Genomic DNA, 19,024 nt, shown 5'->3' with positions numbered 1-19,024 from the left:
TTTTAAAATTAAAGTTAATTAAAGACCCATTTTTCTATAGAAATTTGTATACGCTTCAGCGAATGCATCTTTCGGGGTGAAAGGTAAAAAAGGTTTTCCTGAAGATTCTATAAATTTTGTTAAACTTGGGGAAACATTTTCAGAGGCAATGATTACTGCATCTGAGTGTAATATACTTGCTTTTAAAACATTCTCATAATTTGGAACTTCCAAGTCAGAAACAGATTCATGCGGCACACCATCAAATTTAACTTTGTTGATCATCTCCATATCTAAATTCTCATCAAAAGATTGTCCGTAGACTGATGTAACGATTTTAGTTTCTGAAAACAAAGCTTCATTTTTATAATAATGCTTCATATAAATAGGAAGCATTGCTGCCAACCATCCGTGAACATGAATAATATCTGGAACCCAATTCAATTTTTTAACGGTTTCAACAACTCCTTTAGCAAAAAAGATCGCACGTTCATCATTGTCAGGATACAACGCACCTTCTTCGTCAGCAAAAGTTGCCTTACGCTTAAAATACTCATCATTATCAATAAAATAAACCTGAATTCTTTCTTTTGGAATTGAAGCAACTTTAATAATCAATGGCATATCTAAGTCATTCACTACCAAATTCATTCCAGAAAGCCTGATCACTTCGTGTAATTGATGTCTTCTCTCGTTGATATTTCCATATCTTGGCATGAAAATTCTTATCTGACCTCCTTGATCATTAATCATTTTAGGAACGTCATAAGACATTAAAGAAACCTCATTTTCAGCCAAATAAGGCACGACTTCAGATGATACATATAATATCCTCTTATCTTTCATAATAGTATTTTACTTAATTTTTGGTAATAAAAACGTCGCAAAATTACAAAATTTTATGCAGTTTATAACTAATATATTATGTTTGCACTAAATTTTAATAATACTGCCATGCATATTTTTTACGGTAAAGTAGCTTTGATAGCTTATTTAAAAACTATCAAAACCGCAAATTCAACCATCGGATTTGTACCAACCATGGGAGCTTTACACCAAGGGCATCTGGCTTTAATGCAACGTTCACTTAAAGAAAACGACGATACCGTTGTAAGTATTTTCGTAAACCCTACTCAGTTTAATAATCCTGAAGATTTAGAAAAATATCCTCGAACTCTTGAAGAAGATGTAAAAAAAATGAGAGGATTAAGTGACAAAATAATTTTATATGCTCCTTCAGTCGAAGATATTTATGAAGGAAATACAATTTCGCAATCCTTTGACTATGATGGTTTAGAAAATCAGATGGAAGGAAAATTCAGACCCGGGCATTTTAACGGAGTCGGAACAATTGTAAAACGCCTTTTTGAAATCGTAACACCTACAAATGCTTATTTTGGAGAAAAGGATTTTCAGCAACTACAAATTGTTAAAAAACTAGTCGAAAAAAATAATTTACCTGTAAATATTGTGGGCTGCCCAATTTTCAGAGAAGATAATCTTTTAGCGATGAGCTCTCGAAATGAGCGTTTAACAGCCGAAGAAAGAAAAGAAGCTGCCATAATTTATAAAACCTTGACAGAAGCAAAAGAAATATTTCAAACTAAATCTCCTCAGGAAACCATTCAATTTGTTGAAGACGCTTTCAAAAACAATGAAAGATTTGAGCTGGAATATTTTGTCATTGCTGACGAATCAACATTATTATCTATTGATCATAAAATTAATGACAAAAAATACCGTGCGTTTATAGCGGTATTTGTTAATTCTATAAGGTTAATTGACACCATTTCATTAAATTAAATTACCTTTGCAGCATGCAAATTCAAGTTATAAAATCAAAAATTCATCGAGTAAAAGTTACTGGTGCCGATTTAAATTATATTGGCAGTATTACTATTGATGAAACTCTACTAGAAGCTTCAAATATTATTGAAGGCGAAAAAGTATCTATTGTTAATATTAATAATGGTGAGCGTTTTGAAACTTATGCTATAAAAGGCATAAAAAATTCGGGCGAAATCACACTTAATGGCCCTGCCGCAAGAAAGGTTCAAAAAGACGATATTATCATCATCATTTCATATGCGACCCTGGAATTTGAAGAAGCCAAAACCTTCAAACCATGGATTATTTTCCCAAATGAAAACGATAATTCGTTAACATAAAACATAATTTCATCCTTATTTTTATTCACAGTTTGTTCAAAATCTTTTGTCCAAACAGATTTTCTATTGCCTTAAATTAAAAAAATAAGCGTAGGAAATCATTGCTTTTTTTTCAGTCCCAAAATACCAAAAAGCAAATAAAGTATTATATTGCCATACAATTTTCAATACTTTTTAATTCACTGAAATGCCACCAATCATGAAAAAAGTCTACCTACTGCTTGCATTCATATCTGTTTCTGTTTTTTCTCAGAAAAAATTCGATAATATAAAATCTGAAAAACTGGGAGAAGAACGAAGAATAACAATTGGGCTTCCGCCATCTTATGATGAGAAATCGGATAGAAAATATCCAGTTTTATATCTTTTCGACGGAGATTATTTATTTGACCCATTTTCTGGAGCAGTAAGTTATGGCGCATATTGGGATGATATTCCGGAAATGATTATCATTGGGATTCATCAAAATAAAAATGATGAGCGTGAAGACGATTCAACAATTGATCAAAATGAAGGTTTGCCTTTTGAAAAAGGAGCAAAATTCTTTGAATTTGTAGGTGCCGAATTAATTCCGTACATCGAAAAAAAATACCACACTGCGCCTTTCAGAATTATTGCAGGACATGATATAACAGCGAGTTTTGCTAATTTTTATTTATACAAAGAAGAACCAATTTTTAATGCATATATCTGTTTAAGTCCAGAACTTGCCCCAAAAATGGAAGTTAGAATTGCAGAGAAATTTGCAAAAATCCAAAAACCAATATTCTATTATCTTTCTGCAGGAGAAGGTGATAATAAAAAAATTAAAGAACCTATTGAAAAACTAAACAGCAATATTAAGGTTGCTAATAATCCGTTAGTGAATTTTAAATATGATGTATTTAAAGGCGCAACGCACTATACTGAGGTTTTACATTCAATTCCGAATGCGTTATATCAAATTTTTGAATCGTACAGACCAATTAATTCTGCTGAATACAATGAAAAAATTGCAGTTCTAGAATCTGGCTATTCAGATTATTTAGAAAAAAAATACGCTACAATGTCTGAAATTTTAGGTTTTCAGGTTCCAGTAAGAATGAGCGACTTCAAAGTAATCGAAAATATTATTTTGAAAAAAAACGCTTATGATGAATTAGGAAAAATGGCTGAAATTGGAAATGTAAATTACCCAAAAGCCATGTTAGGAGAATATGAATTGGGCTTGATGTATGAAAAAATGGGCGACCCAAAACATGCTTCAAAAAAATACCAAAATGCTTCTCAGATGGAACCAATCGGAGATTTGAACAAGGATTTGATGTATGAGAAAATCGACGAAATGAATACGCTTGCTAAAAAAACTAAATAATGTCAAAAGTTAAAACTTCCTTTTTTTGCCAAAATTGCGGCACCCAATATTCTAAATGGCAGGGTCAATGCAACGCATGCAAAGAATGGAATACAATTGCTGAAGAAATTATTCAGAAACAAGAAAAAGTGGCTTGGAAAAGCGAACCAACTTCAACAAACAAAGCACCAAGACCTTTAAAAATTGACGAAATTGATTCGGCTCAGGAAATCCGAATGGATACAACTGACGGCGAATTGAATCGTGTTTTAGGAGGCGGAATTGTTCCGGGATCTTTAACGCTTTTAGGCGGAGAACCTGGAATTGGAAAAAGTACACTTTTACTTCAAATCTCATTAAAATTACCTTATAAAACTTTATATGTTTCTGGTGAAGAAAGTCAGAAGCAGATAAAAATGCGCGCCGAAAGAATTACACCAAACAGCGATAATTGCTACATTCTGACGGAAACTAAAACGCAGAATATCTTCAAACAAATTGAAGCAATTCAGCCGGAAATTGTAATAATCGATTCCATTCAGACTTTACATACGGATTATATTGAATCGACTGCCGGAAGTATTTCTCAAATTAGAGAAACGACAGCAGAACTGATCAAATTTGCTAAAGAAACCAATATTCCGGTTATTTTAATTGGACATATTACTAAAGACGGGAACATTGCCGGACCAAAAATTTTGGAACATATGGTCGATACCGTTCTTCAGTTTGAAGGCGACAGAAATCACATTTACCGAATTTTACGTTCGTTAAAAAACCGTTTCGGCTCAACTTCTGAACTCGGAATTTATGAAATGCTTGGTAGCGGTTTGCGTGAAGTAAGCAATCCTTCTGAAATATTGATTTCACACAAAGACGAAGAATTATCTGGAACTGCCATTGCCACAACACTTGAAGGCATGCGTCCGCTGATGATCGAAATTCAATCTTTAGTAAGCACCGCAGTTTACGGAACTCCGCAAAGAAGCACAACGGGTTATAACGCCAAAAGATTAAATATGATTTTGGCCGTTTTGGAAAAAAGAGCCGGCTTCCGACTTGGAGCTAAAGACGTTTTCTTAAATGTAACTGGAGGGATTTCCGTTGATGATCCAGCAATTGATTTGGCCGTTGTAGCTGCGATTTTATCTTCAAATGAAGATATTCCAGTTGGAAAAGGTTTTTGTTTCGCTGGCGAGGTTGGACTTTCAGGCGAAATTCGTCCCGTAAATCGTGTTGACCAACGCATTCAAGAAGCTGAAAAACTAGGTTTTGACACTATTTTTGTTTCTAAATACAACAAAATTGCTTTAAAAAACACCGGAATCAAAATCGAACTTGTGGCAAAAATTGAAGATGTTGCGAGTATTCTTTTTGGATAAATTCAAAATATATTAACGACAATAAAAAATCCTACTCCAACGATTCATCATTGATAAGTAGGATTTTTCTATTAAAAAGAGTTAGTTAAAGCCTTGGAACTCTAAAACTTCCTTCTGTAACCGTAAATGTTTTTCCGCCTTTTGTTCCAGAAAAATTAAAAGTTCCTTCTATTTTTTTATCATTTATCAAAGTAATGTTAATATTTCCAGAAGTAGCATCAGCATTATCAAATTCAGGCAAAAAACTAAAAGTAACCTGATAAGTAGTTGTAAGTTGTGACAAATCATAAACTACTTTATGATTCCCTACTGTAAAATTCAAAGGCATCCACAACGAAACCCTTTTATAAGTATCATCTATCCCTGAACTTCCTGCAACAAGCAAAGACAGCGAAGTTGAAACACTAGGATCAAAAGTATATACTTTTTCGTTGTACTTAAATTTGATAAAATCTTCCTGACTTGTCTGATCTGAATCATCATCAGAAGAATTATCACTACTGCAAGATGACATAACTAATGCTAAGACCGCAAAAGACAAAAACATTACTTTCTTAAAAATTTTCATTGATTATAATTTAATATTGTTAACACGATAAATGTATGCGCTAAAAATTTTAAATCATTACGGTTTACCTCATTTACAAAACAAAGAATGCATTAACAGAAACTCAATCCTGAATTTTTTCCATAAAAAAAGAAAATAACAAAAGATAACACTAGTTAAATCAAGTTCTTATCAAATCATCAAAAAATTAAAAGAAAAATTTTACAAGCTGATAATTTTAAATTTAAATTTACGCTAGATTTGAAAACTGAATAATTTCGAAGCAAATTGCGTTTATGAAAATACCAAAACAAAAAATATACAAATTCCTAAAAATACTTGCCGTACTACTTGTTTTACTTTGCATCGGACTGTATTTTTTTCGTGATTCGCTTTTAAAACAAGCCATTGCAAAAGTAAAGCACAAAATGGCAGTGAGTTACAACAGTGATTTTTCTGTAAAAGAAGCTTCTTTCGACGGCTTATCAAGCATTAAATTAACCGACGTTATTTTAGTTCCAAAAGGTGCCGACACACTTCTTAAAATTGAAAAAATTGAAACCAGTGTCAGTTTAAGCAACTTATTGATTGGTGATGTTCAGGTTGGAACTTTGAAAATCAACAATGGTTATATTCAATTGGTAAAAAAGGGAAAAATCAGAAATTTTGATGCTTTCTTAAAAAGAAACAGCGATGATTCTGAAAAAAGTGAAAAACGCAAATACGGCGCTTTTGCTTACCGAATTATTTCAAAGTTGCTGAATCTGGTTCCGACCGATATGCATTTGGAGAAATTTCAATTCAAAATTGATGACAACGGAAAAACAGCTTCAATAGCAATTGATAAATTGGTTTTAAATGACAAACAGCTCGAAACTAATCTTCATGTCCAAAGCAAAAATTTCGATCAGCGCTGGAACATAAAAGGTTTTGCCGATCCAAGAAATGAAAAAGCTGATATTCGATTCTTCAATTTAGATACAGGCGCCATTCGTGTTCCGTATTTAGACGAACGTTATAACTTAAAAGCCAGTTTTGATTCCATTAGACTGAACGTCGAAAAAATTGACAAAAGCGGCAGTGAACTTCACATTGACGGTTTTACTTCGATCACCAATTTAAAAATCAATCATCCAAAAATCGCCAGCAAAGATGTTGTAATTAAAAATGCCCGTTTTGATTACCGATTTTTATTAGGAGATAATTTCATTTCGATAGACAGCTCCTCAACAATGCAGTTGAACAAAATCAAAGTAAAACCTTATATTTCATATGATACGGAAGAAGATACTGTTTATACTTTGAAAGTAAATATTCCAAAGATGAAAGCGCAGGATTTTATCGTTTCGCTTCCTGACGGATTATTTACGCATTTTCAAGGAATGCAGGCAACCGGAAATTTTGATTATAACTTAGATTTCAAATTCAACAAAAACAAGCCAAACACACTTGTTTTTGACAGCAAACTCAACAAAGAAGATTTACGAATTACAAAATACGGTGAAGCCGATTTAAATAAACTAAATGGTGAATTTGTTTATCGCGCTATAATTCAAAATGTATTGCAACGCCCAATTTTGGTTGGAAATGCAAATCCGAATTATACACCTTTAGACCAAATTTCGCCTTATTTGAGAAAATGTGTTTTGACGACTGAAGATCCGTCGTTCTTCTCACATCGTGGTTTCATCAATGAAGCTTTCAAGCAATCGATTCTTAAAAACATCAGAACCAAAAAATTCTCTCGAGGCGCCAGCACAATTAGTATGCAGTTGATCAAAAATGTTTTCCTGACACGTGAAAAAACGCTTTCGCGAAAGCTCGAAGAAATCTTGTTAGTTTACATTTTGGAAAACAACCGAATTGTGAGCAAAGAAAGAATGCTGGAGGTTTATTTCAACATTATCGAATGGGGTCCAAATGTTTACGGAATTGGCGAAGCGAGTCATTTTTATTTCCAAAAAAGTCCTGCTGATCTAAATGTAGATGAATGTTTGTACTTGGCGACTATTATTCCGAAACCGAGAAAATTCATGTATCAATTTAATGATCAAGGGAATTTGAAAGATTATGCAATTAAAAATCAGAAGTTTTTAAAGAATTTAATGTTTCGCCGAGGTTTGTTAGTTCCTGAAGATACGCTTGGTCAATTGCCGGTTTATATTTCAGGAAGTGCGCGTTCGCTGATAAAAATTAAAGCCCCGGATTCGACTGCAGTTAAAAATGATTCATTGGCTGTTGATGATGAGTTTGATCTTTAGAAATAAAAAAATCCCGATAATATATTTTATCGGGATTTTTTTATTTTATCTTTTAAAATTAAGGCGCCGGATCAGGAATAATGGCCTGAACAGCATCAATCTCAGCAAGGATTTCTTTTGAAAGCACTACATCAATTGTATCAATATTTTCTTTTAATTGTTCCAATGTTGTAGCGCCAATAATTGCACTTGTCAAAAAAGGCTGTTGCAATACAAATCCCATCGCTAATTGCGTTAACGTTAAACCATGTTTTTTAGCGATTTCCTGATACAATTTAGTCGCTTGAGTACATTGATCACTATTGTAACGTTTATATTGCGGAAAAAGATTAATTCTCGCTTTCGGATGACTTTCTCCAGTTAAGAATTTTCCAGTTAAAACTCCAAATGCCAAAGGCGAATATCCTAATAAACCAACATTTTCATATTTTGAAACTTCGGCAGAATTCACTTCAAACAAGCGATTCAATAAAGAATATGGATTTTGAACAGTTTTGATTCTCGGCAGATTATTGTATTTGCTTTCTTCCAAAAGACGCATCATTCCCCATGAATTCTCGTTTGAAACTCCAATATGTTTAATTTTACCTTCTTTGATTAATCCGTCAAAAGTTTCAAGGATTTCTCTAAAATTATCTTCCCAAACATCATTATGTCCATGAAAGGCACGTTGTCCAAAATTATTGGTTTTTCTTTCCGGCCAATGCATTTGGTACAAATCGATATAATCTGTCTGAAGTCTTTTTAAACTTTGCTCAACAGCAAATTTGATACTTGCAGGCGAAAAATCAAGCTTTTCACGCATATAGCCAAAACTCGGATTTGGACCTGCAATTTTAGAGGCTAAAACAATTTTATCACGATTTCCCGATTTTTTAAACCAGGTTCCAATTATTTTTTCGGTACTTCCATAAGTCGCTTCACTTGCTGGAACCGAATACATTTCGGCTGTATCGAAGAAATTCACTCCTCTTTCAAGAGCGTAATCCATTTGAGCATGTCCCTCGGCTTCTGTATTCTGCTGACCAAAAGTCATTGTTCCGAGATTGATTTTACTAACTTTTATATCGGTGTTTGGTAATGTAGTGTATATCATATTTTTTAAAAAGGTTCAAAGTTGCAAAGAGACAAAGGTACAAAGTGATTTTTCAAATCTAAATTTGACAAAGGTTAAAAAAAGTACAAGATTTTTGAGATTCTCCTTCAAGGTTTTGGAAACCTTGAAAAAAAACAAAAAGGCTCAAAAGTAAAAACCTTTGAGCCTTTGTATCTTAGAACCTTTGTCCCTTAGCTTATTTTAAACTTTTTAGTGGATTTTGAAATGTATTGAAAACCCTAACAATGAAAACAGAATTTTCTTTGATTTAATATAAAATTTTAAAATTTCTAACTATAATCCGATGGCAATCTATTCTATATTCATCGAGCTGAAATTGCTCAGCAAAAACAATATTATTAGCATTACTAAATAGCTCTTCTCTAATTTTTAATGCTGTTTCTTTTGAATATTTATTTTTAAGCTCAAAATAAATTTCCTTCAAATCGAGTTTTGAATTTTCTGACCAAAAAACTAATGGTTTATTCATTATCCCAATCTTTCATTTCTTTAGACAGATCATCGCTTGAAACAATTCGATTGTACTTAATGTCCTCTAAACCTTCTTCTACTCTATTATGATATTCCGTTAATGTTATAGGATTTCCTTTTCCATCATAAGAAACTACCTCATTCAAATAATTATCAAATACTGAAGAAACAATTCTCAATACTCTTTCATCAGCCAAATCTAACTGGCTTCTTATTTTATCTTTTAACTCTGGAAGTCCCATGATTATAATTTTAGATTATTCAAAGTTACAAATAATTCAATTCTTAAAATAAAAAAGGCTCAAAAGTAAAAACCTTTGAGCCTTTGTATCTTTGCAACTTTGAACCTTAATTAATGCTATTCAACATCTCCGCAATCTCATCTAATCTCGGAGTTAAGATAATTTCGATTCTACGGTTTTTCGCTTTTCCTTCCGGAGTGGCGTTACTTGCCAAAGGAGAGAATTCGCTTCGTCCTGCTGCTGTTAGTTTTTGTTTGTTGATTTTAGCATTTTCACTCAAAATAGCCACAATTGCAGTAGCTCTTTTTGTAGATAAATCCCAGTTGTTTGCAATTGGTCCAGAACCAGCATACGGATCATCATCTGTATGTCCTTCGATAAGAACAGAAAGATCAGGATTGTCTCCCAAAACTTTTCCAAGTTCTACAACTGCTTTTCTTCCTTCAGTTCCAACGGCCCAGCTTCCTGAATTGAAAAGCAATTTGTTTTCCATAGAAACATAAACTTTTCCGTTTTTCTGTTCAACTGTCAAACCTTTTCCTTCAAAACCGTTTAAAGCTTTAGATAAAGTCTCTTTTAGTTTACGCATTGATTCTTCTTTAGCAGCAATCATATCTTCAAGCTCTTTCAATCGGCTTGCTGTTTTATCTAAACGCGCTTGTTCATCTGCCAGTTTCTTAGATTTTGCTTCTAATTGCGCTAACAACTCGCGGTTTTTAGCCATATTGCTTTCTAATGCATCATTGCTGTTTTTTTCCAATGCATTATAAGAATCCTGCAATACTTTATATTTTTTTTGCTCCGCTGCAAGATCAGCTTTTTGTTTTGCCAGATCATCTTTTGTACTTGCTAAATCTTTAGTCAGTTTATCTTTGTCTAATTCTAATTGATTTTTTGAAGTTTTTAAATTCGCATTTTCATCTGCAATAGATCGGCTTTCTTTTTTTAAATCTGAATATTTTGTTTCAAGATCATTGTAAATCTTTTTGGATACACATGAAGTTGCAGACAAAGCTAAAACTACTAATCCAATGGAGGCTTTTTTAATCATTTTACTTTTGGTTTTTATTTGGGGCTTTATTAATAATTCAAAAAATCTTGTTCAAAGAATACATTTTTCAAACTTACTTTCTTTAAACCGATACATTCTCAACAAGAACAATACCAAACTTTAGTCGATTTCGACTAAAACCGGGCAATGATCAGAGTGAACAGCATCTGGAAGAATAACGGCACGTTTTAAACGGTGTCCCATCGAATCGCTCACTAAATTGTAGTCAATACGCCAGCCTTTGTTATTTCCTCTCGCTCCTGCACGATAACTCCACCATGAATAATGATGCGGATCTTTATTAAAATGACGGAAACTGTCTATAAAACCTGATTTCATAAAAGCATCAAGCCACGCACGTTCTGCAGGCAAAAATCCAGAAACTGTTTTGTTTCGAACAGGATCATGAATATCAATTGCTTCGTGGCAAATATTATAATCGCCACAAATAATCAAATTCGGAATCGTCAATTTCAGTTCATTTATATACGTTTGAAAATCGTCCATAAACATAAATTTATGATCCAATCTTTCAATATTAGTTCCTGACGGAAGATACAAACTCATCACCGAAACATCTTCAAAATCAGCACGAAGATTACGTCCTTCAAAATCCATATGATGAATTCCTGTTCCATATACAACTGCTTTCGGTTCTATTTTAGACAAGATTGCAACACCGCTGTACCCCTTTTTGGTTGCCGGATAATAATATTGATAAGGATAGCCAGCGGCCGTTATAGCTTCTACCGGAATTTGATCCTGTGTTGCCTTAATTTCCTGAAGGCATATAACATCAGGGTTTGCAGCTTCAAGCCATTCGATAAATCCTTTAGTAATTGCAGCGCGAATTCCGTTTACGTTATAAGAAATAATTTTCATCTTGGTAATTTTTTTAGGATTCCAAATGTAATAAAAAAGTGGAAAGTTTATAATTGAATAAAGGAAAAGTAGAGTTTTTTGTTATCTTTGTTCGCTACTCTAATAATTTAAAAATAGTACATGGGTTTAGTTACCGCGAAAGAAGTTGCAAAGGCAATAAATGTTGATAAGTACGGAGTATTCGGTACTTTTTCAGGCTGGATTCTTATGAAGGTTCTTAAGATCTCTACCCTTAATAAAATTTATGATCATAATAAACATTTAGAGGATGTTGCGTTTCTAAACGGAATTTTAGATGAGATGGAAATCAAATTTGAAATCCCGGAAGAAGATTTAAAACGTTTGCCAAAAGATGGCGCTTATATTACCATTTCTAATCATCCGCTTGGAGGAATTGATGGTATTTTGCTTTTGAAATTAATGCTTGAAAGAGAGCCTAATTTCAAGATTATTGCAAATTTCTTATTACACAGAATTGTTCCGCTTAAAAAATACATCATGCCGGTTAATCCTTTTGAAAATCATAAGGATGCAAAATCAAGCGTGGTTGGAATCAAAGAAACTTTACGTCATTTAAGTGATGGAAAACCGTTGGGAATTTTTCCTGCCGGAGAAGTTTCAACCTATAAAGACGGGAAATTAATGGTTGATAAACCTTGGGAAGAAGGCGCTCTGAAATTAATCAGAAAAGCCAAAGTTCCGGTTGTACCCATTTATTTTCACGCTAAAAACAGTAAATTATTCTATTGGCTTTCAAAAATAGACGACACTTTGCGTACTGCAAAACTTCCGTCTGAATTGCTTACGCAGAAAGACCGTGTCATTAAAGTTCGTATTGGAAAACCGATTTCTGTAAGCGAACAAAACGAAATCGAATCGTTTGAAGAATACTCAGAATTTTTAAGAAAGAAAACCTACATGCTGGCGAATCCTTTTGAAAAGGACACCAAACTTATCGATACAGCAAGCTTAAAAATCCCGAAAGCGCCTAAAAAAATTGTTACTCCGGTGAACGAATCAAAATTGATTGCAGAAGTTCAAGCTTTAAGAGATAACGATTCCCGATTTTTACAAAGCAAAAATTATGAAGTGTTTTTTGCAAAAGCAAAATCAATTCCGAATATCTTGCATGAAATTGGGCGTCTTCGTGAAATAACTTTCCGTGAAGTTGGCGAAGGAACAAACGAATCTATCGACCTTGACGAGTACGATCAGTATTACCACCATATGTTTTTGTGGGACGACGAAACCAAAAAAATTGCCGGAGCTTACCGAATGGGATTAGGTTCTGAAATTTACCGCAAATACGGCATCGAAGGTTTTTATCTTACTGATCTTTTCAGATTTGAACCTGAACTTCATGATATGATGAGCAAATCTATCGAAATGGGCCGTGCCTTTATCACTCGTGAATATCAGCAAAAACCAATGCCTTTGTTTTTATTATGGAAAGGTATTATCCATACTACTCTTCGTCATCCTGAACACAAATATTTAGTTGGTGGTGTAAGTATTAGTAATCAATTTTCTGATTTCTCTAAATCATTGATGATTGAGTTCATGAAATCAAACTATTACGATCCGTATATTGCACAGTATATTCATCCGAAAAAAGCATATAAAGTTAAATTGAAAGACGCAGACAAGGACTTTATCTTCGACGAAGCCGAATCTGATTTGAACAAATTTGACAAAATCATTGACGAATTAGAACCAGGAAACTTACGTCTGCCTGTTTTAATTAAGAAATACATCAAACAAAATGCACGAGTTGTCGCATTCAACGTAGATCCTTTATTTAACAATGCAATTGACGGCTTAATGTATATCAGAATTGCTGATATTCCGGAAAGTACGATGAAACCTGTTATTGAAGAATTTCAGCTTGAACTTGAAAGAAAACTATCTGAAAAAGAAGATTAATCAGAATCTATTAAATATAAAAAAGTCCCATTCCAGAAAGAGTGGGATTTTTTTATGTTTAAAACCAGCCTTTGTATCCTACTTGGTATGTCTGATAAAATTCTTCGTCAGTTTTTGTCAAGTATAAAATTCCTTCAATAATTCCAATTACACCTCCAATACCACACATAAGCCCTAAAAGCAGCTGAATAATACCTTCTTTTGTATAACCAAGGTAAAATTTGTGAATCCCTAGCGCTCCTAATAAAATTGCCAATATTCCTGCAACAACTTTTTTGTTTTCTTGCTGGTATTGTGGCGGATTGTTCCAATGTTCTGTTTTTGTATTTTCCATTTTATAATTTTTAAATTTCTAATATAACGAACAAAAAAAAATCCCATTCAAACAATGAATGGGATTTAAATATATAATTTAGAACCAGCCTTTTTTGCCTACCTGGTAAGTTTGATAAAACTCTTCATCTGATTTTGTCAGGTAAATGATTCCTTCAATAAAACCGATTATTCCACCTAATCCACAAGTAACAATACTAATTACCACTTGAATGATTCCTTCTTGAGTGTATCCTAATATAAATTTATGAATTCCTAGGTAACCAAAAATTATTCCCATAATTCCGGCTAGAACTTTTTTATTCTCTTGTCTTGGCTGTGATGGGGTATTCCACGCCTCTTGTTTGCTTGTTTCCATTTTTTATTAATTATTGCAATTCAACATTTCCAATTTCGCCAATCTCGTCATTTTCATTTTTTGGATCAGCTCCATAATAATTTTCGCCTCGATCGCCTTCTGTAACCAGTAAAACTAATAACCAAATACTTCCAACAAGCGGAATTAAAGCAATAAAATAAAACCATCCACTTTTTCCAACATCATGCAGCCTTCTTACAACAACAGCCAAAGTTGGCAAAACAGTAGCTAATGAATACGCAACAAAAGCAAAATAACCTATAAGTAAACCTCCTGTAGCATCAGAAAGAAATGAACCTACAATTGCACCAACAATAATAAAAGCTATAAAAATCACACACTGCATTAGTGTGAATAACCAATATTCGCTTCTTCTTGCGCGTCCAGTAAAATTCGCATAGTTTTGAAAAACCACCTTTTTGTACCATTCAATCATATTTAATAAAATTAGTTAGTTAATGCCTACTCTTTATAGGATTTTCGGTTGCTCCTTATTAAAATTTTGTTAAAAAAATGAGGAACAATATTAAACAAAAATAATTTCAAAAACTAATTCTCATGGTTACTTTTACAGAAAAAGCTTGTTATAAAGGTTAAAATAATTCAAACAAAAATTACAATCAACTAATAATCAACACTACTTCACTTTCCGGCGTAAACTGCTTTGATTTTATCTACAATTACCTGTGCTAAGCGTTCGTGACTTTCAAAAGTCCATCCTGCGATATGCGGTGTAAGTAAAACATTTTTTGCTTCTAATAAATATTGAAAGGCTTCTGGCGTATTTTTATCTTGAAAAAGCGTTTCAAAAGATAATTTTTCATATTCCAAAACATCTAAACCAGCCCCTAACACCTTTTTCGACTTCATAGCTTCAACCAAATCTGCTGTGACGATATTTTTACCACGAGACGTATTTATAATCCAAAATGGCTTCGAAAATGCGTTTATAAAATCTGAATCAATCATTTTGTCTGTTTCTGGTGTCCAAGGCAAATGAAGACTTAAAACATCAGCTCTATTTTGCAATTCCGCTAAAGAAACTTGTTTGGCATTTTCATCACCAATATTTTCCAGAATATCATAAAACAAAACTTCAACATCAAAACCACGGAGTTTTTTAGCAAAAGCTTTTCCCATGTTTCCATAACCGATAATTCCAACGGTTTTTCCATCAAGTTCATGACCGCGATTGCTTTCTCGGTTCCAATGTCCTGCTCTAACTTCGGCATCAGCCTTATTTAAATTATTGAAAAGCGATAATATAACACCAAGCGAATGTTCAGCAACTGCATTTCGATTTCCTTCCGGAGCGGCAATTAAATGAACTCCTTTTGCTGAAGCATATTCACAATCAATACTTTCAAGGCCTGCACCCACTCTGGCGATAAATTGCAAGTTAGTTGCATTATCTAAAAAAGTCTTGTCAATCTTGAAACGGCTGCGAATTACAATTCCGTTATAATCCTGAATTTTAGCTTCGATTTCTTCTTTAGAAGATTTGAAATCGGCGTGATTTTCGAAACCAGCTTCTTCCAATTGGTTCCAAAGAATTGGATTATTGCTGTCGATATGAAGAATTTTTATGCTCATTTTTATCGTATTTTATTAAAAACAAAAATACGGTAATTCTATAGAATTTGCTTTTAATATCAATCCATAAAAAACGCAAAACCATAATTCGTTTTATTTTTTTTAACTTTGAAAATAGGAGATTGAAAAAATCAACTCTTTCACCTCTCTGGAAAATCTACCAAAATGAAACTGACCAAGACTTTTAATTCTTTTTTTAACAACGAAAAATCCGGAGGACTTCTCTTATTATTTGTTACGATTATCTCATTATATCTTGCAAATTCATCTTACTCGGCAGAGTATGTCGCTTTTTGGGAAAAAGATCTGGGCGGGCATTCTATTACGCATTGGATCAATGATGGATTAATGACGATTTTCTTTTTATTGATTGGCTTAGAATTGGAACGCGAAATTTATCATGGCGAATTATCCAATATAAAAAACGCTTCTTTGCCAATAATGGCGGCACTTGGTGGTATGTTGGTTCCAGCTGCGATTTTTCTGGCTTTGAATTTTGGAACAGCAACGCAAAACGGAGCAGGAATTCCTATGGCAACCGACATTGCTTTTGCCATTGGAATTCTATCGCTTTTAGGCAAAAAAGTTTCACCTTCTTTAAAAGTATTTCTAACCGCACTTGCTGTTATTGATGATTTGGGCGCCATAATTGTTATCGCTATTTTTTACACTACGTCAATTGCTTTTGTAAATCTTGCAATTGCTTTAGGAATTTGGGGTTTTCTCTTTATTTTAAACCGAATGAAAATCAACAACATAATTCCATATTTAATTGGAGGAATTGTAATGTGGTATTTTATGCTGAATTCTGGCGTACATGCAACTATTACGGGTGTGATATTAGCATTTGTAATTCCGTTTGGAGACGGTGGCGAAAATTCGTCTTCTTATAAATTGCAGCACTTTTTACATAAGCCTGTCGCTTTCTTAATTTTACCTTTGTTCGCAATTGCAAATACCTGCATTGCAATAACTCAGGATTGGCACGAAGGTTTAAACCATACAAATACTTACGGAATCATTCTTGGTTTAGTAATTGGAAAACCTTTAGGAATTGTATTGTTTTCTTCTATTGGTGTAACAGCAGGTCTGTGTGTTCTTCCTAAAAACTTAAAATGGGCGCATATTTTAGGCGCCGGAATGTTGGGCGGAATTGGTTTTACAATGTCAATCTTTATTACCATTTTGGCTTTTAAAGATCCTGAAACAATTGTTTTTTCAAAAATTGCAATTCTTATTGCTTCAATGCTATCAGGATTTTTTGGATTTATCTATTTAAAATACACTTTGAACAAACCAAAAGTCTGAAATTATGATCGCAAGAATCTGGCACGGAAAAACAAAAATTGAAGATTATGAGGCTTACACCGAATTTATAATCAAAACGGCTATTCCAGATTATGAGAAAACAGTTGGATTTATAAAACTTTCTTTTTTACGGAATATCAAAAACAACGAAGGCCATTTTACGCTTATAACGTATTGGGAAAATCTAGAAGTAATCAAGAATTTCGCTGGTCAGGATTTTGAAAAAGCGAAATATTATCCTGAAGATGAACAGTTTCTTTTAGAATTCGAAGAGAATGTAGAACATTTCGAAGTTTTTGCTTAATCAGAAATTTGAAATATTATGAAAAGAATCAGAATCATACTTTTTTCTTTAACTGCTCTAATAGTATTGTCAGCCGGAATAATTATGTATCTGAAAATCTTCAAAAAATATGAAACTCCAGGCTGTGGAACGCGTGATTTGCCTTCTTGCGGAAATATCGATTTAACGGAAAATCAAAAAAAAGGAAAAAAAGTATTTAATTCTAATTGTGCAGCTTGTCATAAATTGAACTCAAAAATAACTGGCCCAGCGCTTCATGAAGTTGATTCTATTGTTTTTGTAAATTGGCTTACTAATGAAAAACACAAAACCGACAGTTCTAAAGTAGAAATACTCGCGATTGATTATCATAAAACGGTATTTTCAAAAACCTTATCTAAAGAAGATGTCGCGAATCTAATTGAATATTGCAAAAGCAAATAAAATTTTAGCTTAGCAGAAAAATCATATGTGAATGACAAAACTTAAACAAATACTTACAGTATCAATTTCAATAATCATTCTACTAATTGGTATTATATTTTATGGAATGGCAACCTATAAAGCTCCAAGTCCTGATTTTTATTGTCAGATTCCAGTTCCTATTTGCGGAACAAAATCTCCTGAATTAAGCGAAAATCAACATAAAGGAAAAGAAATTTTCAATGCCTATTGTTCACCATGCCACAAGTTAGATGCAAAAAGCACTGGACCAGCACTTCGCGATGTAGATTCATTGGTTTTTATAAAATGGATGCTTCGCAAAAATCACAAAATCAACAATCGTAAAATTGAAGAATGGGGAATAGATTATCATCGAACCGTATTTACTGAATACGTAAAAGAAAAAAATTTAGAATCAATAGTAGACTATTGCTCCACAAAACGCGATTATTGATTTCTAAAAAATAAAAAATCCAAACTCCAGTTTTAAAATTGGAATTTGGATTTTGATATTTCTAAAAACAGAAGTTTTTTTTACTTCAATAGCCCTTTAATTTGTTTCAAAGAAGTTTTAATTCCTTTAATTAATGATGAACTGAAGCCATTGTGCTCCATTTCATTCAAACCAACAATTGTACAACCTTGTGGCGTCGTTACACGGTCGATTAATTGTTCTGGGTGTACTTTTTCTTCTAATAACATTTTTGCAGCTCCTTTTGCAGTTTGAGCAGCAATTGCTAAAGCTGTACTAGAATCAAATCCAATTTCGATTCCAGCTTGCATTGAAGCACGAATATAACGTAATGCATATGCCGTTCCGCAAGCGCCTAAAACAGTTGCTGCATCCATTAATTTTTCATCAATAACTGGAGCTGTTCCCAAATCCTGAAATAAATCTACAATTGGCATCGCTTCTTCACGATCTGTTTCAGGGAAAGAAATACAAGTTGCCGACTCTCCAAACTGTGCCGCAATATTTGGCATAATACGTACAACCGGATATTCATTTTTAGTTTTTTCCTGAAGCATATCCAAAGACAATCCACTTACTGCTGAAGCAATTGTTTTGTTTTGAATAACGGGTAAAATTTCAGCCAAAACCGTATCAACCTGATAAGGTTTTATGGTTAAAATGACTACATCAGCTTCCTGAATATTGTGTTTATTATCATTAGATACTGTAATTCCATATTCAGATAAATATTGAATACTAGCAATGTTTCTTCTTGTAACGGTAACTTGGTTGTTTTTCGAAAATTTAGCAATTCCCAAGGCAATAGAAACCCCAAGGTTTCCTCCTCCAATAATGTGTACTTTCATGTTGCTGGGTTTTAATTTATTTCAGGCAT

The 19,024-nt window shown here is 33.2% G+C and carries 22 protein-coding genes; 10 read left to right on the top strand and 12 right to left on the bottom strand.

All coding sequences use genetic code 11. The features are described from left to right. Window positions 1–18: 18 nt before the first annotated feature. Entirely contained in the window at window positions 19–825 is an 807-nt protein-coding gene (locus tag ACNFIH_RS13545) for a glycogen/starch synthase (RefSeq protein WP_035652871.1), read from the bottom strand. 78 nt (window positions 826–903) lie between these two features. Between ACNFIH_RS13545 and panC the strand changes: the two genes are divergently transcribed. From panC to radA, 4 genes are all read left to right on the top strand, one after another. Further along, a complete protein-coding gene (panC, locus tag ACNFIH_RS13540) occupies window positions 904–1,782 on the top strand; it encodes a pantoate--beta-alanine ligase (RefSeq protein ID WP_035652868.1) in 879 nt (292 codons plus the stop codon). Between the two features lie 14 nt (window positions 1,783–1,796). Beyond that, window positions 1,797–2,147 carry an aspartate 1-decarboxylase gene (gene panD / locus ACNFIH_RS13535; RefSeq protein ID WP_035652866.1) on the top strand — a complete coding sequence of 117 codons (351 nt, stop codon included), beginning with the start codon at window positions 1,797–1,799 and terminating at the stop codon, window positions 2,145–2,147. A 199-nt stretch (window positions 2,148–2,346) separates the two neighbouring features. Continuing rightward, entirely contained in the window at window positions 2,347–3,501 is a 1,155-nt protein-coding gene (locus ACNFIH_RS13530; RefSeq protein WP_035652864.1) for an alpha/beta hydrolase, read from the top strand. After that, window positions 3,501–4,862, top strand: a complete 1,362-nt coding sequence (radA, locus tag ACNFIH_RS13525; RefSeq protein ID WP_035652862.1) for a DNA repair protein RadA — start codon at window positions 3,501–3,503, stop codon at window positions 4,860–4,862. The genes ACNFIH_RS13530 and radA overlap by 1 nt, the downstream gene beginning before the upstream one ends. A gap of 85 nt (window positions 4,863–4,947) precedes the next feature. Here radA and ACNFIH_RS13520 read toward each other — a convergent pair whose 3' ends face one another. After that, window positions 4,948–5,430 carry a hypothetical protein gene (locus tag ACNFIH_RS13520; protein ID WP_426483546.1) on the bottom strand — a complete coding sequence of 161 codons (483 nt, stop codon included), beginning with the start codon at window positions 5,428–5,430 and terminating at the stop codon, window positions 4,948–4,950. A gap of 275 nt (window positions 5,431–5,705) precedes the next feature. On the opposite strand from ACNFIH_RS13520, the gene ACNFIH_RS13515 reads away from it, so the two are divergent. Further along, window positions 5,706–7,670 carry a transglycosylase domain-containing protein gene (locus tag ACNFIH_RS13515; RefSeq protein WP_426483545.1) on the top strand — a complete coding sequence of 655 codons (1,965 nt, stop codon included), beginning with the start codon at window positions 5,706–5,708 and terminating at the stop codon, window positions 7,668–7,670. Between the two features lie 58 nt (window positions 7,671–7,728). On the opposite strand, the gene ACNFIH_RS13510 is transcribed toward ACNFIH_RS13515, so the two are convergent. The 5 genes from ACNFIH_RS13510 to ACNFIH_RS13490 all read right to left on the bottom strand — a co-directional run bounded on the left by ACNFIH_RS13510 (window position 7,729) and on the right by ACNFIH_RS13490 (window position 11,433). Continuing rightward, entirely contained in the window at window positions 7,729–8,766 is a 1,038-nt protein-coding gene (locus ACNFIH_RS13510; RefSeq protein WP_426483544.1) for an aldo/keto reductase, read from the bottom strand. 268 nt (window positions 8,767–9,034) lie between these two features. Continuing rightward, a complete protein-coding gene (locus ACNFIH_RS13505) occupies window positions 9,035–9,256 on the bottom strand; it encodes a hypothetical protein (protein ID WP_426483543.1) in 222 nt (73 codons plus the stop codon). After that, window positions 9,249–9,500, bottom strand: coding sequence for a hypothetical protein (locus tag ACNFIH_RS13500; RefSeq protein WP_426483542.1), 252 nt, complete (start codon window positions 9,498–9,500; stop codon window positions 9,249–9,251). Before ACNFIH_RS13500 ends, ACNFIH_RS13505 begins: the two co-directional genes overlap by 8 nt. A gap of 106 nt (window positions 9,501–9,606) precedes the next feature. Continuing rightward, window positions 9,607–10,551: an OmpA family protein gene (locus ACNFIH_RS13495; protein WP_426483541.1), complete on the bottom strand. Its 945-nt coding sequence runs from the start codon at window positions 10,549–10,551 to the stop codon at window positions 9,607–9,609. 120 nt (window positions 10,552–10,671) lie between these two features. After that, window positions 10,672–11,433, bottom strand: a complete 762-nt coding sequence (locus ACNFIH_RS13490; RefSeq protein ID WP_426483540.1) for an exodeoxyribonuclease III — start codon at window positions 11,431–11,433, stop codon at window positions 10,672–10,674. A 120-nt stretch (window positions 11,434–11,553) separates the two neighbouring features. Between ACNFIH_RS13490 and ACNFIH_RS13485 the strand changes: the two genes are divergently transcribed. Beyond that, window positions 11,554–13,356: a GNAT family N-acyltransferase gene (locus ACNFIH_RS13485; protein ID WP_035652842.1), complete on the top strand. Its 1,803-nt coding sequence runs from the start codon at window positions 11,554–11,556 to the stop codon at window positions 13,354–13,356. Window positions 13,357–13,414: 58 nt separating this feature from the next. On the opposite strand, the gene ACNFIH_RS13480 is transcribed toward ACNFIH_RS13485, so the two are convergent. The 4 genes from ACNFIH_RS13480 to ACNFIH_RS13465 form a co-directional block, all read right to left on the bottom strand. Further along, on the bottom strand, window positions 13,415–13,690 hold the full coding sequence (locus ACNFIH_RS13480; RefSeq protein ID WP_426483539.1) for a TM2 domain-containing protein: 276 nt from the start codon (window positions 13,688–13,690) through the stop codon (window positions 13,415–13,417). Window positions 13,691–13,768: 78 nt separating this feature from the next. Next, on the bottom strand, window positions 13,769–14,047 hold the full coding sequence (locus ACNFIH_RS13475) for a TM2 domain-containing protein (RefSeq protein WP_035652835.1): 279 nt from the start codon (window positions 14,045–14,047) through the stop codon (window positions 13,769–13,771). 10 nt (window positions 14,048–14,057) lie between these two features. Next, entirely contained in the window at window positions 14,058–14,483 is a 426-nt protein-coding gene (locus tag ACNFIH_RS13470; protein ID WP_426483538.1) for a DUF805 domain-containing protein, read from the bottom strand. 206 nt (window positions 14,484–14,689) lie between these two features. After that, complete coding sequence (locus tag ACNFIH_RS13465; protein WP_426483537.1) at window positions 14,690–15,640, bottom strand: 2-hydroxyacid dehydrogenase; 951 nt, start codon at window positions 15,638–15,640, stop codon at window positions 14,690–14,692. A 165-nt stretch (window positions 15,641–15,805) separates the two neighbouring features. Here ACNFIH_RS13465 and nhaA point away from each other — a divergent pair, with 165 nt between their 5' ends. Genes nhaA through ACNFIH_RS13445 form a run of 4 tightly spaced genes read left to right on the top strand, consistent with a single transcriptional unit; the run spans window position 15,806 to window position 18,129 of the window. Next, window positions 15,806–16,948, top strand: coding sequence for a Na+/H+ antiporter NhaA (gene nhaA / locus ACNFIH_RS13460; protein WP_035652826.1), 1,143 nt, complete (start codon window positions 15,806–15,808; stop codon window positions 16,946–16,948). Window positions 16,949–16,952: 4 nt separating this feature from the next. Then, window positions 16,953–17,252 (top strand): antibiotic biosynthesis monooxygenase family protein, encoded by a 300-nt coding sequence (locus ACNFIH_RS13455; RefSeq protein WP_426483536.1) that lies wholly within the window; start codon window positions 16,953–16,955, stop codon window positions 17,250–17,252. An 18-nt stretch (window positions 17,253–17,270) separates the two neighbouring features. Continuing rightward, a complete protein-coding gene (locus tag ACNFIH_RS13450) occupies window positions 17,271–17,675 on the top strand; it encodes a cytochrome c (RefSeq protein ID WP_426483535.1) in 405 nt (134 codons plus the stop codon). Window positions 17,676–17,706: 31 nt separating this feature from the next. Next, the gene (locus ACNFIH_RS13445; protein ID WP_426483534.1) at window positions 17,707–18,129 is read left to right on the top strand and encodes a c-type cytochrome; all 423 of its coding nucleotides are present in this window, start codon (window positions 17,707–17,709) and stop codon (window positions 18,127–18,129) included. Between the two features lie 80 nt (window positions 18,130–18,209). Here ACNFIH_RS13445 and proC read toward each other — a convergent pair whose 3' ends face one another. Further along, the gene (gene proC / locus ACNFIH_RS13440; RefSeq protein WP_035652818.1) at window positions 18,210–18,995 is read right to left on the bottom strand and encodes a pyrroline-5-carboxylate reductase; all 786 of its coding nucleotides are present in this window, start codon (window positions 18,993–18,995) and stop codon (window positions 18,210–18,212) included. Window positions 18,996–19,024: the final 29 nt, after the last annotated feature.

This window comes from Flavobacterium sp. 2, assembly GCF_049949195.1.
In the GTDB taxonomy this organism is placed as follows: Bacteria; Bacteroidota; Bacteroidia; order Flavobacteriales; family Flavobacteriaceae; genus Flavobacterium.
This window is presented reverse-complemented; position numbering and strand designations above follow the sequence as displayed.

Excerpts from the sequence above, each read along its gene's own strand:
- ACNFIH_RS13545 (WP_035652871.1), bottom strand. The coding sequence starts at position 825 with ATGAAAGATAAGAGGATATTATATGTATCATCTGAAGTCGTGCCTTAT.
- panC (WP_035652868.1), top strand. The coding sequence starts at position 904 with ATGTTTGCACTAAATTTTAATAATACTGCCATGCATATTTTTTACGGT.
- panD (WP_035652866.1), top strand. The coding sequence starts at position 1,797 with ATGCAAATTCAAGTTATAAAATCAAAAATTCATCGAGTAAAAGTTACT.
- ACNFIH_RS13530 (WP_035652864.1), top strand. The coding sequence starts at position 2,347 with ATGAAAAAAGTCTACCTACTGCTTGCATTCATATCTGTTTCTGTTTTT.
- radA (WP_035652862.1), top strand. The coding sequence starts at position 3,501 with ATGTCAAAAGTTAAAACTTCCTTTTTTTGCCAAAATTGCGGCACCCAA.
- ACNFIH_RS13520 (WP_426483546.1), bottom strand. The coding sequence starts at position 5,430 with ATGAAAATTTTTAAGAAAGTAATGTTTTTGTCTTTTGCGGTCTTAGCA.
- ACNFIH_RS13515 (WP_426483545.1), top strand. The coding sequence starts at position 5,706 with ATGAAAATACCAAAACAAAAAATATACAAATTCCTAAAAATACTTGCC.
- ACNFIH_RS13510 (WP_426483544.1), bottom strand. The coding sequence starts at position 8,766 with ATGATATACACTACATTACCAAACACCGATATAAAAGTTAGTAAAATC.
- ACNFIH_RS13505 (WP_426483543.1), bottom strand. The coding sequence starts at position 9,256 with ATGAATAAACCATTAGTTTTTTGGTCAGAAAATTCAAAACTCGATTTG.
- ACNFIH_RS13500 (WP_426483542.1), bottom strand. The coding sequence starts at position 9,500 with ATGGGACTTCCAGAGTTAAAAGATAAAATAAGAAGCCAGTTAGATTTG.
- ACNFIH_RS13495 (WP_426483541.1), bottom strand. The coding sequence starts at position 10,551 with ATGATTAAAAAAGCCTCCATTGGATTAGTAGTTTTAGCTTTGTCTGCA.
- ACNFIH_RS13490 (WP_426483540.1), bottom strand. The coding sequence starts at position 11,433 with ATGAAAATTATTTCTTATAACGTAAACGGAATTCGCGCTGCAATTACT.
- ACNFIH_RS13485 (WP_035652842.1), top strand. The coding sequence starts at position 11,554 with ATGGGTTTAGTTACCGCGAAAGAAGTTGCAAAGGCAATAAATGTTGAT.
- ACNFIH_RS13480 (WP_426483539.1), bottom strand. The coding sequence starts at position 13,690 with ATGGAAAATACAAAAACAGAACATTGGAACAATCCGCCACAATACCAG.
- ACNFIH_RS13475 (WP_035652835.1), bottom strand. The coding sequence starts at position 14,047 with ATGGAAACAAGCAAACAAGAGGCGTGGAATACCCCATCACAGCCAAGA.
- ACNFIH_RS13470 (WP_426483538.1), bottom strand. The coding sequence starts at position 14,483 with ATGATTGAATGGTACAAAAAGGTGGTTTTTCAAAACTATGCGAATTTT.
- ACNFIH_RS13465 (WP_426483537.1), bottom strand. The coding sequence starts at position 15,640 with ATGAGCATAAAAATTCTTCATATCGACAGCAATAATCCAATTCTTTGG.
- nhaA (WP_035652826.1), top strand. The coding sequence starts at position 15,806 with ATGAAACTGACCAAGACTTTTAATTCTTTTTTTAACAACGAAAAATCC.
- ACNFIH_RS13455 (WP_426483536.1), top strand. The coding sequence starts at position 16,953 with ATGATCGCAAGAATCTGGCACGGAAAAACAAAAATTGAAGATTATGAG.
- ACNFIH_RS13450 (WP_426483535.1), top strand. The coding sequence starts at position 17,271 with ATGAAAAGAATCAGAATCATACTTTTTTCTTTAACTGCTCTAATAGTA.
- ACNFIH_RS13445 (WP_426483534.1), top strand. The coding sequence starts at position 17,707 with ATGACAAAACTTAAACAAATACTTACAGTATCAATTTCAATAATCATT.
- proC (WP_035652818.1), bottom strand. The coding sequence starts at position 18,995 with ATGAAAGTACACATTATTGGAGGAGGAAACCTTGGGGTTTCTATTGCC.